This window comes from Marinomonas sp. UCMA 3892, assembly GCF_012726345.1.
Classification (GTDB): domain Bacteria; phylum Pseudomonadota; class Gammaproteobacteria; order Pseudomonadales; family Marinomonadaceae; genus Marinomonas.
Window position 1 is genome coordinate 153,361 of sequence record NZ_PTXN01000006.1, and the last position, 14,182, is coordinate 167,542.

13 protein-coding genes are annotated in these 14,182 nt (G+C 45.8%); 8 read left to right on the forward strand and 5 right to left on the reverse strand.

Annotated elements, in window-relative coordinates; translation table 11 throughout:
- The first annotated feature begins 43 nt into the window (after window positions 1-43).
- Window positions 44-1,021: a hypothetical protein gene (locus B6N13_RS10090; protein WP_348981537.1), complete on the forward strand. Its 978-nt coding sequence runs from the start codon at window positions 44-46 to the stop codon at window positions 1,019-1,021.
- 18 nt (window positions 1,022-1,039) lie between these two features.
- Here B6N13_RS10090 and B6N13_RS10095 read toward each other — a convergent pair whose 3' ends face one another.
- A complete protein-coding gene (locus tag B6N13_RS10095; protein ID WP_169459264.1) occupies window positions 1,040-1,933 on the reverse strand; it encodes a LysR substrate-binding domain-containing protein in 894 nt (297 codons plus the stop codon).
- Window positions 1,934-2,048: 115 nt separating this feature from the next.
- Between B6N13_RS10095 and B6N13_RS10100 the strand changes: the two genes are divergently transcribed.
- From B6N13_RS10100 to B6N13_RS10130, 7 genes are all read left to right on the forward strand, one after another.
- Complete coding sequence (locus tag B6N13_RS10100) at window positions 2,049-2,708, forward strand: NAD(P)H-dependent oxidoreductase (protein WP_169459265.1); 660 nt, start codon at window positions 2,049-2,051, stop codon at window positions 2,706-2,708.
- A 376-nt stretch (window positions 2,709-3,084) separates the two neighbouring features.
- Window positions 3,085-4,302 (forward strand): zinc metallochaperone GTPase ZigA, encoded by a 1,218-nt coding sequence (gene zigA / locus B6N13_RS10105; protein WP_169459266.1) that lies wholly within the window; start codon window positions 3,085-3,087, stop codon window positions 4,300-4,302.
- A gap of 52 nt (window positions 4,303-4,354) precedes the next feature.
- Window positions 4,355-5,302 (forward strand): GTP cyclohydrolase FolE2, encoded by a 948-nt coding sequence (gene folE2, locus B6N13_RS10110; RefSeq protein WP_169459267.1) that lies wholly within the window; start codon window positions 4,355-4,357, stop codon window positions 5,300-5,302.
- 13 nt (window positions 5,303-5,315) lie between these two features.
- Window positions 5,316-5,876: a carbonate dehydratase gene (locus B6N13_RS10115; protein ID WP_169459268.1), complete on the forward strand. Its 561-nt coding sequence runs from the start codon at window positions 5,316-5,318 to the stop codon at window positions 5,874-5,876.
- A gap of 71 nt (window positions 5,877-5,947) precedes the next feature.
- The gene (locus B6N13_RS10120; protein WP_169459269.1) at window positions 5,948-6,679 is read left to right on the forward strand and encodes a PIG-L deacetylase family protein; all 732 of its coding nucleotides are present in this window, start codon (window positions 5,948-5,950) and stop codon (window positions 6,677-6,679) included.
- Window positions 6,676-8,697: a threonine--tRNA ligase gene (gene thrS, locus B6N13_RS10125; RefSeq protein ID WP_169459270.1), complete on the forward strand. Its 2,022-nt coding sequence runs from the start codon at window positions 6,676-6,678 to the stop codon at window positions 8,695-8,697. The genes B6N13_RS10120 and thrS overlap by 4 nt, the downstream gene beginning before the upstream one ends.
- Window positions 8,694-10,064 carry a dihydroorotase gene (locus B6N13_RS10130; RefSeq protein ID WP_169459271.1) on the forward strand — a complete coding sequence of 457 codons (1,371 nt, stop codon included), beginning with the start codon at window positions 8,694-8,696 and terminating at the stop codon, window positions 10,062-10,064. Before thrS ends, B6N13_RS10130 begins: the two co-directional genes overlap by 4 nt.
- Before the next feature lie 31 nt (window positions 10,065-10,095).
- On the opposite strand, the gene B6N13_RS10135 is transcribed toward B6N13_RS10130, so the two are convergent.
- From B6N13_RS10135 to B6N13_RS10150, 4 genes are all read right to left on the reverse strand, one after another.
- Complete coding sequence (locus B6N13_RS10135) at window positions 10,096-11,394, reverse strand: TRAP transporter large permease (RefSeq protein WP_169459272.1); 1,299 nt, start codon at window positions 11,392-11,394, stop codon at window positions 10,096-10,098.
- Between the two features lie 2 nt (window positions 11,395-11,396).
- The gene (locus B6N13_RS10140; RefSeq protein ID WP_169459273.1) at window positions 11,397-11,915 is read right to left on the reverse strand and encodes a TRAP transporter small permease; all 519 of its coding nucleotides are present in this window, start codon (window positions 11,913-11,915) and stop codon (window positions 11,397-11,399) included.
- A complete protein-coding gene (locus tag B6N13_RS10145; RefSeq protein WP_169459274.1) occupies window positions 11,915-12,901 on the reverse strand; it encodes a TRAP transporter substrate-binding protein in 987 nt (328 codons plus the stop codon). Before B6N13_RS10145 ends, B6N13_RS10140 begins: the two co-directional genes overlap by 1 nt.
- A gap of 65 nt (window positions 12,902-12,966) precedes the next feature.
- Window positions 12,967-14,085, reverse strand: a complete 1,119-nt coding sequence (locus tag B6N13_RS10150; protein WP_169459275.1) for a glycoside hydrolase family 88 protein — start codon at window positions 14,083-14,085, stop codon at window positions 12,967-12,969.
- Between the last annotated feature and the right edge of the window lie 97 nt (window positions 14,086-14,182).

Here is a 14,182-nt window from a genome sequence, read left to right on the forward strand (position 1 = left end):
TATCTCAATAGACTTTATTTATAAATTGTTTGGAGCAAGAGAAGTGAATAAACGCATATCCCGTTGGGTTGGACTTTTGTGGAATGGTCTCTGGAAAGAGATTATTGATGTCACATGGACGCTTTATAAGATCATGGTTCCGATGATTATCGTGATCAAGGTTGTTGAAGAGTTGGGAGGCATAGAACTGCTAAGTCACTGGTTGAGTCCTGTTATGTCTTTGGTTGGCTTGCCCAGTGAAATGGGGTTGGTGTGGGCAACAACACTGGTTACCAATATGTACGCTGGGCTTGTGGTATTTATGAGCTTAGATGTTGACTTAACGGTCGCTCAAGTCTCTATTTTAGGAACGTTATTACTGCTCGCACACTCATTGCCAGTAGAAGTGGCGGTGGCTAAAAAAGCTGGCGTTGGGATTGTTGCGACACTGGTGATTCGTCTTGGTGGTGGATTATTAATGGGTTGGATACTTCACCACATTTACCAAAGCGGAGATCTATTAAACACAACTGCGCACACTGTTTGGAAACATACACCAACTAGTGATCCTAGTTATATAGCGTGGGCGCTTGACCAACTTCAAAGTCTTGCGATGATTTTTGTGGTGATCGCTGCGTTGATGACACTGTTACGTTTGCTGAAATTACTTGGCATCGAAAAGCTCATGGCAATACTGCTTAAGCCGATTTTGTCTGTGCTGGGCATCAGCCGAGAAGCCACCAATTTGACGATTGTTGGTATCACGCTAGGCGTTTCCTTTGGTGGCGGTTTGCTTATTAACGAAGCAAAGCGAGGACACATTTCCCCACGGGATATTTTTGTCGCCATGATGCTGCTCAACCTGCTTCATAGCTTGATTGAAGATACGCTGCTGATTCTGTTAATTGGCGCGGACTTTATGACTATTTTCTGGGGACGGATAGCGTTTGCAGTGGTAGTGATTGGGATTCTAGTTTTTGCTCTCAAACGAATGGATGAAAGCACTTGTCGAAAGTTCTTATATAAAAAGATAAGCAGCTAAAGGTAATGAGTCAGTGCTCTAAGCTAATGTTTGTTGAAGCCAGTTTTTAAAACACATTGCAGCTTGGCTAGTTTGCAAGCGCTTGGGTATAACTAAATAGTAATGTAGGCCAGTGATAGACATTGCCATTTTGTCCGTACCTTGGGTTAACCAGCCGTTTTTAATCGAATTTGCGACGGCAAGCTGGCTGATGATGGCGATGCCTTGTCCAGAAAGTGCGGCCTGGGCGGTGAGGTTTTCATCGTTAAAATAACGAATATGTGGTTGAGTGTTAGCAACGATGTTTTTGATCGCTTCTTCTATCCCTAAGTTCGGTAGGTTTGGGTTCTTCCATTGAGTACAGAAAAATACGGCTTCAGATAGGTTTTCACTGTGTTTTTTCCAATAGTCTGGTGTTGCAAAGAAGCCAATCGATTCTTGAATTAAAGGTTGGTAAATAAGCGTTTTAGTGTCGAGTTGTTTCGGCGGCTCTCCGTAGCGAATCGCCATATCGACACGTCTATCACGTTCCATATCTATGAGTGATTCTTCTGCTCTTATTTGAATGTCGATGTCAGGATACTGCTGCTGAAAGTCAGCAAGATTGGGTACCAGCCACATGGCCGCAAACGAGCTGGTCGTGCTGATGGTTAATGTTCGAGGAGAGCCTTTTAATTGATTCACTGTCGAGAGTAAATCCTGCAGAGATTGATTGGCAGACGCTGCTAGTAATTCGCCTTCTTTCGTTAATGTCACTGCTCGCGTTTGTCGTTCAAATAATCTTACTTTTAAGCTGTCTTCAAGCGCTCTGATTTGATGTGAAATCGCCGTTGGTGTGACATTTAATTCATTGGCAGCCTCTTTGAAACTGTTTAATCGGGCTGCAGATTCGAAGGCTTTGATAGCATTTAACGAGGGGAGTTGCTGAAACATAAAGGCACTCTATGGATGAGAATAACTACTTTATAGGAAAAATAAGACCATTTGTCACTAAAACGATTGCCGAACATACTATGCCTACTAACTATCAATGGAAGAGGCATAAAATATGAAAACCATTCTACATATCGACTCCAGCGTTCGTCGTACTGACAACTCAACACAAAGCTATAATTCGATTTCGAAGTCATTTGGACGTTTTTTTATAGACACATGGCTGAATAAAAATCATCAAGACGAGGTGGTTTATCGCGATCTCGGTCTTAATCCGCCAACCTTCATTTGTCAGGGGTGGATTGCTGCGGCGTTCGCCCCAGAGCAAAAGAGAAGCACGGCGCAGAAATTAGTCTTGGCTGAGTCAGATACTTATTTTGATGAAGTGGCCAATGCCGATGTCATTGTGATTACAGCACCTATGTATAACTACGGTATGCCAGCGGTATTAAAGGCGTGGTTTGATCAAATGCTGAGAGTAAATAAAACCTTTACCTTTGACCTAGCGCGAGGAGATTTTCCGATTGAACCTATCTTGTCCGGAAAGACCTTAGTCCTGCTTACTTCATCTGGTGAGTTTGGTTTTGGTGTTGGTGGCGTACGCGAGCAGATGAATCATCTCGGTCCGCACATCAAAGAATTAGCCAAGTACTTGGGCGTTGATCAGTTTTACGAAATGGGTTCTGAATATCAAGAATTTGCAGATGATCGTCATGCTTCGTCGGTCGAAAAAGCAAAGCAAGACATTGTCGCTTTAGTAAACCAATTGGGCTGATTTACTAATATAAAAAAAACAGCATGAAAGTTTAGCGCTTCCATGCTGTTTTTTTTGATATCGAATTTATCTAAAGCCCAAAGCTATTCATTCAAAGCTATTCATTCAAAGTCTAAAGAGCGTTGGCAAGTATAAGGTGATGACTGGCACGTAGGGAATAAGTGCAAGCAAGTTGAAAATACATCGTTATGTTGTTGATCGGCTCCCAGTTCAGAATTGATGGAGTAGTTCAGTTCTGTAGGCAATTTTACTGATCTTTGTATTCATTTTAGTTATATTGGTTTAAAGTTAAAATGTTATGTTATAACATTTTAAATTGCAGCTTATTTTAAGCGCTTAAGTCCCGTCTATTACTTTTTATCATGTAGGGCATTATATGAATGAACATTTTTTGAATAGTACACGAAGCAAAAAGCTTCCTGTCACAGTATTGTCTGGCTTTCTGGGTGCAGGCAAGACCACATTACTAAATCATATTCTGAATAATCGTGAGGGGCGACGAGTTGCCGTCATTGTTAATGATATGAGTGAGGTCAATATTGATGCAGATCTAGTTCGAGAGGGTGGCGCTGAGCTGTCTCGAACGGACGAAAAAATGGTGGAAATGAGCAATGGATGCATTTGCTGCACGTTAAGAGAAGACTTGCTAATCGAAGTGGAGAGATTGGCGAATGAGGGTAAGTTTGACCAGTTGGTGATTGAATCGACCGGCGTTTCAGAGCCATTACCGGTTGCGGAAACCTTTACCTTTGAAGGTGAAGATGGGCGCTGTCTCAATGAAGTCGCTCAGCTCGATACCATGGTGACTGTGGTCGATGCATTTAATTTTCTTCGCGATTACAGCTCTCGAGATGGTTTGCAAGCTCGTGGAGAGTCTTTGGGAGAAGAAGATAATCGAACAGTTGTGGACTTATTGATTGAGCAAATTGAGTTTTGTGATGTGATGATCATTAACAAAATTGATTTGGTGAGCGAAGATGATCGAGATCGTTTAATCGCGATTCTTCATAATTTGAATCCAAGAGCAAAAATTGAAGTTTCAGAGTTCGGAAAAGTACCATTAGATCGAGTATTAAATACGGGGTTGTTTGATTTTGAACAGGCGTCTCTTGCTCCTGCTTGGTTGCAAGAAATTCGTGGTACACATGTTCCTGAAACAGAGGAATATGGCATTAGCAATTTTGTATATCGAGCGCGTAGACCTTTTCATCCCCAGCGTTTTTATGAGCTTGTGAATCGAGAATGGCCGGGGGTGATTCGTTCAAAAGGTTACTTTTGGTTGGCAAGCGACCCTCGCAAAGCGGGAAATTGGTCTCAAGCTGGAGCCGTCGCAAAACAGGGTCCAGCGGGTTATTGGTGGGTGTCTGTACCGAAAGAGCATTGGCCTAAAGATGAAGAGTCTCTTGCTTGGATTGATGAAAAATGGGATGAGACCGTTGGTGATGCTCGCCAAGAATTGGTGTTAATCGGCATGCAAATGGATGAAGCGTTATTGAGAGCCGAGTTAGACCATTGCTTATTGAGCGATGAAGAAATGCGTCTAGGCATTAACACTTGGCAAACATGGAAGAATCCTTTCTCTGAATGGGCTTAATTCTGTTCACGCCTTATGGTCATAAGGCGTGTTTTTCCAAGGAGTTAATGTAATGACGAATTTACTTCCTGATGTTTCGATCAGTGAAACCGTGGCAAACGAATCCCCTTTAGAATGGGTGGGAATGAAGGGCATCGATTTACCCATTACCGTTAGTGAGGCCCATTATCATAGAGAGTTACATGCTCATGCAGATATACAGGTTAATCTGCCTGCAGCCCATGTTAAAGGCATTCATATGTCTCGGCTTTATAACCTATTAGACTCACTTAGCGATGGCGAGGCCCTTTCACCTTATCGCTTAGAAAACTTGCTCAAAACTATGATAGATAGCCATCGAGATTGTTATACGGACAGGGCTCGTTTACGTCTGACATTTGATCTTCTCACCCGGCGACCAGCCTTAATGACCGAAGGCGCTTCTGGCTGGAAATCTTACCCAGTGTGCTTGGACGTCTATCTTAGTAATAAAGCCTTACGAATCAATGCCCAAGTTATTGTTCAATACTCGTCTACTTGCCCTTGCTCGGCGGCGCTATCTCGCCAATTAATTGAACGGCGCTTTTTAAGCGATTTTGCTAATCAGCCTGCATTAGCCTCTGATACCGTTGCTGTATGGTTGCGAGACAATGCCAGCTTAGCAAAGCCGCATAGCCAACGCAGCGAGGCCACCGTTCGAGTCGATGTACCAACGAATCAACAGGAGCTTGGCTTATTACCTTTGATCGATCAGATCGAAATGGCCTTAGGCACACCATTGCAAACCTCTGTTAAGCGCGCAGATGAGCAAGCCTTTGCCGCACTAAATGGTCAAAATCTGATGTTTGTAGAGGATGCCGCCCGTCGTATTCAAGCCGCACTGAATGACAAGTTTGCCTCACCGAAAGTGCATGTTCGGCATTTAGAAAGTTTGCACCCACACGATGCCGTTGCTTGGTCTAACGCGCCAGAACAGCAAACCAAAGTAGACCAAAGACAGTTCCCCACTCACCTATATTGATAAGAATGCCATCATGATACGCAAAAACCCTCGCGGCGATTTACCGACTGTTCACCCTAGTGCGTTTGTCGATCCGACTGCCATTTTATGTGGTTTAGTCGTCGTCGAAGAAAACGTCTTTATCGGTCCTTATGCGGTGATCCGTGCGGATGAAATGGACGCTAATGGTCACATCGATCCGATCATCATTGGCGCCCATTCCAACATCCAAGACGGTGTCGTTATCCACTCCAAATCTGGCGCAAAAGTCACCATAGGCCAACGCACCTCCATTGCCCATCGGGCGATAGTTCATGGCCCATGCCATGTCGGCAACGGTGTTTTTATTGGTTTTAACAGTGTGCTGTTTAATTGCACCATCGATGACGGCTGTGTCGTACGTTATAACGCCGTTGTAGACGGCTGTCATTTACCGTCTGGTTTTTATGTGTGCTCTACCGAACGCATTGGGCCAGATACGGATCTAGACGCCTTGCCGCAAGTGTCTGCCGATGCCAGCGATTTTTCTGAAGACGTGGCTCGAACCAACAATGAACTTGTCAATGGTTATAAACGCATTCAAAACGAGTTTTAAGTTACATAAGTCAGTGCTTCGTTGAGCAAGCATTTAACTTTCAACCATCACCAAAAAAAAGAGGAAACAACATGTCTAATACAAATAAAACCGCGCTTGTTGTCAGTGCTCATTCAGCTGATTTTGTGTGGCGCTGTGGTGGCGCCATTGCCAGCCACGTTAAACAAGGTTGGCATGTAAAAGTGATCTGCTTATCTTATGGCGAACGAGGTGAATCCGCCAAACTCTGGAAACTCCCCGATATGACATTAGAAAAAGTCAAAGCGGCTCGACGCGAGGAAGCGCAACGCGCGGCGGACATTTTAGGGGCTGACGTGGAGTTCTGGGACATCGGCGATTATCCAATGCGTGTCAGCGATGACACCTTGTTCCGTATGGTGGACCTCTATCAGACACTACAACCAGAATTCGTTTTAAGTCACTCCGTTAAAGACCCTTACAACTTCGATCACCCACTTGCCATGCACTTAGCTCAAGAAGCACGAGTCACAGCACAAGCGGCCGGACACAATCTAGAGCAAAAAGTACTGGGCGCGCCACCTGTTTATGCATTTGAACCTCATCAAACCGAACAATGTGAATGGCTCCCTAATACCTACTTGGACATCACCCATGTATGGGACCTCAAACGTCAAGCCATTGAATGCATGGCAGGGCAAGAACATTTGTGGGCGTATTACACTCGCGTTGCGCAACAGCGCGGTGTTCAAGCAAAACGTAATATTGGCATTACCGCAAAACGTAACATCGAATACGCGGAAGGCTATATGAAACTCACTCCAACTGTCGTGGACACACTATGACCCTAGATAGATCCAAAAAACACATCAAGATCACGCTGCCAGATGGCAGCGTGCGTGAATACCCCGCGCCAGTCAGCGTTGCTCACGTCGCGCAATCCATTGGCGCAGGTCTTGCCAAAAACACCTTGGCTGGCAAGGTCAATGGCCAGCTAGTCGACGCATGCGATCTTATTGATCAGGATGCCACCTTAAGCATTATCACCCCAAAAGACGCAGAAGGTCTTGAGATCATCCGTCATTCTTGCGCGCATTTAATTGGCCACGCTGTTAAGCAGCTTTACCCAACGGCCAACATGGTCATTGGTCCTGTGATAGAAGATGGCTTCTACTATGACATTGCTTTCGAGCGACCATTCACCCCAGACGACATGTCGGCCATCGAAAAACGCATGGCAGAATTAATCAAAAAAGGCTATGACGTCATCAAAAAAATCACTCCTCGTAATGAGGTCATCCGTACGTTTGAAGCCCGCGACGAAGCCTACAAACTGCGCCTGATCGAAGAGATGGGAGACGATGTCATCGAAATGGGCTTATATCACCATGAAGAATACATCGATATGTGTCGTGGCCCACACGTACCGAATACGCGTTTCCTCAAAGCTTTCAAGTTAACCAAGCTAGCAGGGGCTTACTGGCGTGGCGACGCACAAAATGAACGGCTACAGCGTATTTATGGAACCGCTTGGGCAGACAAAAAACAATTGTCAGCTTATTTAACTCGTTTAGAAGAAGCGGAGAAACGAGACCACAGAAAATTGGGCCGCGAGTTGGATTTGTTTCATTTCCATGAAGACGCCCCTGGCGCCGTTTTTTGGCACTCTAAAGGCTGGAGGGTTCTGCAAGAACTGATAGCCTACATGCGCTGTCGCCAAAAAGACGCAGGCTATCAAGAAGTCAACTCGCCCGACATGATGGACCGCAAGCTCTGGGAAACCTCAGGACATTGGCAAAACTATCACGACCATATGTTTACCACGCAAACGGAAGACAATCGCTCCCTTGCCCTCAAACCGATGAACTGCCCCGGTAGTGTATTGCTGTATCGCCATGGATTGAAAAGCTTTCGGGATTTGCCCATCCGCATGGGGGAGTTTGGCAAAGTGCATCGCTATGAGCCATCTGGGTCTTTACACGGCTTGATGCGCGTTCGTCACTTCACCCAAGACGATGCTCATATCTATTGTACGCCAGACCAAATGGAAGCCGAATGTCGCGACGTGGTGTCCTTGGTATTAGATATTTATCGCCAATTTGGTTTTAACGAGGTGCGTATCAAATTATCCACTCGCCCAGAAAATCGGATGGGCGATGACGCCACATGGGACGTGCTGGAAAACACCTTAATCGACGTATTGACGAAAATGTCTTTGGATTACCAAATCAACCCTGGGGAAGGCGCTTTCTATGGCCCTAAGCTGGAGTTTGTTTTAAGAGACGCCATCGGTCGAGATTGGCAATGTGGCACTCTGCAAGTGGACATGAACTTACCAGAACGCTTTGATATTGACTATGTCGACATGGACGGCCAGAAAAAACAGCCTGTCATGCTACACCGCGCACTCTTTGGCTCACTGGAACGCTTCACTGGTATTTTGATTGAACATCACGCGGGCAAACTGCCTGCTTGGCTCGCTCCCACTCAAGCCATTGTATTGGCCATCAGCGAAGACAATAACGCGTATGCTCAAGATGTCGCTGCCTTTCTAGAAGGCGAGCATATCCGCACCGAAACGGACATTAGTAACGAGAAAATCGGCTACAAAATCCGCAAACACACCTTACAACGCATTCCTTACTTGCTGGTGGTTGGTGCGAAAGAGCAAATGTCTGGCAGCGTCGCGATTCGTAGCCAAAGCGGTGAAGATCTTGGCACCTTGTCTTTAGAAGACGCCATCGACTTACTGCAACAAGCTACCCAAGCGCCGGATACTGCGGGTCGTTTGGCGACTCATCAAAGCCTTAAAAACAGGCTAATAGCTACTAATCACACCGATGACATAGAAGGAGCTGCATGACCGCATCAATACTTCCTCATCACACAGATAAGCACCATGCCGATTTACTCGTGCATGGTGGCACAGTGATCACGCCCAATGGCGAAGAACCCATTGATATTGCCTGCCTTGCAGGTCGTATCGTCGCGCTTGGCAAGCTAAAAGAGACTTGGCAAGCAGACAAATACCTTGATGCCGGCGGTTTGCATGTTTTGCCCGGCGTCATAGACAGTCAAGTGCATTTTCGTGAGCCGGGCTTAACGCACAAAGAAACCATCGAAGCGGGCACCCGAGGCGCTGTGCTGGGCGGTGTGACCAGTGTATTTGAAATGCCTAACACCAATCCCCTTACGCTCAATGAAAATGACTTAAACGCCAAGCTTGCCATAGCTAAGCAACAGGCATGGTGTAATTTTGCTTTTTACATGGGCGGCTCTGGCGCCAATGCCGAAAAATTGGATAAGCTGGAAAAACTTCCTGGCTGCTCTGGTGTAAAAGTTTTCATGGGCAGTTCTTTTGGTGACCTGTTAGCCGACGATGACGATATTCTGCGACGTATAGTTGCCCATGGCACCCGTCGTATGGCGGTTCATGCCGAAGACGAAGCACGTTTAAAAGCGCGCAAAAGCATCGTCGAGACCAGTAATAAAATCACCGATCACCCTGTCTGGCGAGACCCAGAAAGTGCCCTTATGGCCACCAAACGCATCGTCAAAATCGCCAGCGAAGCAAACCGTCGTTTACATGTGCTGCATGTTTCTACTAAAGAGGAAATGGCCTTTTTGGCTCAGCACAAACACAGAGTCACGGTCGAAGTCACGCCTCACCACCTAACCATGAGCGCACCAGAATGTTACGAGCGTTTAGGCAGCCTAGCGCAAATGAACCCACCCGTTCGAGAACAAGTGCATCAAGATGCGCTTTGGCAAGCCATTCAAGAGGGAGTAGTGGATGTGATTGGCAGTGATCATGCACCGCACACCCTAGAAGAAAAAGCGCAACCTTACCCACAATCGCCAAGCGGCATGACAGGCGTTCAAACCTTACTTCCTCTGATGTTGGATCATGTTAATGCAGGTCGCTTAAGCCTATCGCGCTTAGTGGACCTCACCAGCGCTGGCCCCGCTAGGATTTTTGGCATAGAAGGAAAAGGACGGATCGCCCTAGGTTACGATGCAGACTTAACCCTCGTTGACCTTAACGCCAAACGGGAAATCCATAATGATTGGGTCGCCAGCGTCAGTGGTTGGACACCTTATCACGGCAAAACCATCACTGGCTGGCCCATTCACACCGTAGTGAATGGGCTGCTTGTCGTCGAAAATGAAACCTTGGTGGGCACGCCCAACGGGAAAATGATTCGATTTCTGGATACCGAACTTATCTAAACCCCAAAGCTATTCATCCAAAGCTATTCATTCAAAGTCCAAAGAGTGTTGGCAAGTACAAGGTGATGACAGGCACGTAAGAGATCAGCGCGAGTAAGCTGAAAAGCACGAAGTAGAAAGGCGCGAGCGCGACAATGACTTTTTCGACTTTTACCTTGGCAACGGTAGCCCCGACGAATAAGCCGGTACCGACAGGCGGAGTGATGGTGCCGATGGCAAGGTTGAACACCATGACGACGCCGAAGTGCACAGGATCGTAGCCAACCTTCATGGCAATCGGCAGCAAAATCGGCGTGAAGATCAAAATTGCCGGCCCAATGTCCATAAAGCAGCCGACAATCAACAATAAAATATTGATGATCAACATGACCATAATCGGGTCGTTGGAGATCCCAAGAATCAAGGCGGAGATTGCTGCTGGAATGCCAGTAAAGGCCATGGCGAAAGACAAGGTGGCCGATGCCGCTAAGAGCAACATGATGGTGCCGGTAATGTGCGATGTCTCAATAAGAAACTTAGGCAGCGCGCGAAGTGGTGTGGTTTTGTGGATGAAGAACGCCAAGATCATGGTGTAAATCACCGCAATGCCAGACGCTTCTACCGGTGTTACTACGCCCATAACAATGCCGCCAATGATAAAGACGATTAAGAACAAGCTAGGAATCGCGTCGAGGGTTATCTTAATGGCTTCTTTAAAGGGTACTCGATCTGACAATGGGTACTTGCGCTTTTTGGCAATAATAACGGTGACTAGCACCAAGCCCAACGCCCAAATAACACCTGCTACAGCGCCGCCTAAAAACAAGGCTGCGACAGACGTACCACCGGAAATTAATGAGTAAATGATAAAGGCTGTGGTGGGTGGCACCAACATGCCTGTTGGGGCAGAGGCAATGTTAACCGCAGCAGCAAAAGCTCGGTCATAACCTTCTTTGGCTTGAATCGGTACCATCACGCTACCAATGGAGGTTGATGCGGCAATGGCTGAACCTGAAATACAGCCAAATAACACGTTACCTGCGATGTTGGTTTGCGCTAAGGAACCAGGAATGCGCCCCGCGAGCAGTTTGGCGAAATTCACTAAACGAATAGCAATACCGCCGGAGTTCATGATGACGCCAGAAAGAATAAAAAACGGTACGGCTAACAGAGAGAAACTGTCTAAGCTGGCGACCATTTTTTGTGCCGAGGTGAAAAGTGCCATATCCACTGGCACCATCATGGTGACGGCAGCCAAAGAAGAGGCAACTAAGGCAATCGCCAGCGGCAAGCCTAACAGCGACAGGATAGAAAACGTAATAATGAGTACAAGGCTCGCTTCACCTGCCATGTTTATTCTCCCATGCTTAGTGATTGATCAACATCTGAATCCGACTGATTTGTGGTCGGCTCTTTTAATACATCAATCAAATTTAAAATGGCGTACAGAATCAGCAATCCACCACAGACAGGCAATGCGGCATAAAAGCTCGACATTGGCATTTGTAACACCGCAGTGAGTTGTTTAGAGGCAATCTGCATGCTGTGCAAACCTCCTAAAATCAGCACATAAATACTGAAAATAATAAAACTGACAGGAACCAACAGCTTAAGAAATTTGCGGAACCTACCGCGCGAAAGATCGCGCAGTAGGTCGATAGCCATGTGAGAATTACGGCCTGCAGAATAAGCGGCTCCTAATAGAGACAACCAGACCAGTCCTAAACGTAACAGCTCTTCGGTAAAGGTCGAAGGGTCGTTAAATACATAGCGGCTGATCACCTGCCAGCTGAGTATTACAACCATGCTGAGGAGTAAGAGTGAACAAGTTGTCCCTAGACAGATGTCTAGGAAACGTCTTATTTTTGGCATTATTTTGACTCCGCTTGCTGGCGGATTGCCTGATAAACCTTATATTTTGCTGGCTCCGATTTTAGCTCGTCATACATTGGCTGTACGGCTGCTTGGAACTCGGCCACATCTGGGTAATAGAAGGTTACACCGAATTGTTTTTCACTCATGGCTTTGGCGTCGTTAACGGCTTTTGTCCATGCTTGCTTTTGAAACTCAGTGGATTCTTTTGCCGCTTCTTGAACCGCTTGACGTTGATCCGGTGTTAAACGATCCATGGTTGCTTTCGAGATCAACACAATGTCTGGCACACGAGAATGCACATCATAAGAATAGTGTTTTGCAACTTCGGCATGACGAGCAATGGTCAAGGCAAACTCGTTGTTTTCCGCGCCATCTAATACGCCTTGCTGAATAGACGAATACACATCAGCTTGTCCCATGGCGATAGGCGAACCACCGAGCATTTTGACCATCTTGATAGAGGTTGGGCTTTGCATGACGCGGATTTTGAGGCCTTTTAGATCGTTCACATTACGGATGACTTTTTCTGAGGTATAGAAGCTACGAGCGCCGCTATCATAATACGTTAGACCCAAAATACCTTCGCCTTTTGACGATTCATAGATCGGTGTGGTGATTTTAGGATTATCCATGACATTATAAAAATGTTCTTGGCTATCAAACAGATAAGGCATCGAGAAGACGCCATAAACAGGGGCAAAGCTTTCCATTAGGCCGCCACTGACTTTGGTCATATCTAACAAACCAGCTTGAAGTAGCTCGACCATTTCCCGTTCGCCGCCTAATTGGCTATCAGGGAAAAAAGTCACAGTGACATCGCCTTTGGTTTTCTGATCAACTAATTCAGCAAACTTTTTCATTGCTTCTACCGTTGGCGTGGCATTACTGGCGTAGCCAAAACGCAAGTTTTCCGCATAAGCAGACGCGGATGCGAGTCCTAAGCTGATTAGGGTAAGTGCGGTGGTAAATAGTTTGGTTTTCATTCTCTTATCCTTTTTATGTTTATTGTTGATCTAAGAAATTGATTGCTAGTGTGTTTATAAACTAGCTAAATATAGCGACGTAAATATTCGCTAAGACATAAAATCGCCATCGCTTGTCCATAAGGCATGGAGGTGATTTTGATGTTTTTGTAATACTCTAAATCTTCACCCATGGCGGTACCAAAAGAGGTGTTTTGCAGTTCGCCTTGCGCGTCAATGTTGCTATAGACCGCTTTGATGGCTTTTTCCGCAACAGGTAAGTAGTCACTAGAGAGATAGCGTTTGCGAACGGCTTTTAAGATGCCGTAAGCAAATCCTGCCGATGCTGAAGCTTCTAAATAGGTGCTGCTGTCATCCAATAAGGTGTGCCAAAGGCCATCGCTATGTTGTAGTTCGCTCAGGGCTTTCACTTGGCGTTCTAAAGTAGACAATAAGAAACGGCGAATCGGATCGTTTTCAGCCAAATCCAATAATTCGATGAATTCTGGAATAACGATAGTGATCCAGCTATTGCCGCGAGCCCATAAAGCGTCGGCAAAGTTGTGGTTGCCTTCGAACGTCCAGCCGTGGAACCATAGGCCGCTTTTTGAATCCATTAGATATTGAATGTGAGTCAAAAATTGGTATTTTGCTTCTTCCACGTAATCCGGTTTGTTGAGCAATTTACCGATTTTAGCGAGTGGTAAAACACTCATCATTAAGGTGTCGTCCCACATTTGGTTGTGGTTAACGCTGTTATAAACAATGTGCTGAAGGCCGCCTTCTTGTACGCGCGGCATTTCGTACATGACCCATTCTGCCCATTCTTCCAGATAAGGAACCCAAGACTCTTTTGGCGTACGTTCATGCAAACAAGCCAGTGTTAAAAAAGGTGCAACCGTGTTGATGTTTTTAGTTGGCGTGCCTTCACTAAGGCGCTGATCGAACCAATCGTGAATAATTTTTAGTGTGTCTGGGTTGTTGGTGAGCTGCCAATATTTGAACAAGCCATATAAGCCAATGCCATGAGTCCATTCCCAGCCTGCCCAGCCTTTGGTGTCGATCACTCGACCGTCTTCAAGACGTAGCAGAAAGTCACCAGTAGTATCTTCAATGTTGATGAGGTTTTGAGTTAAAAGATCGATTGCCTCGACGACTTGATCGCGTGAAACAACATGCTTCTTTTCTCTTAGTAATTCATGCATTGCTAATCCCTTTTTATTTTTGGGTCTTGTAATGGTTAGACTCAATATAGGTCACAAAATATCAACTTGAAACGAATGATTGTATTTTGTTATACAT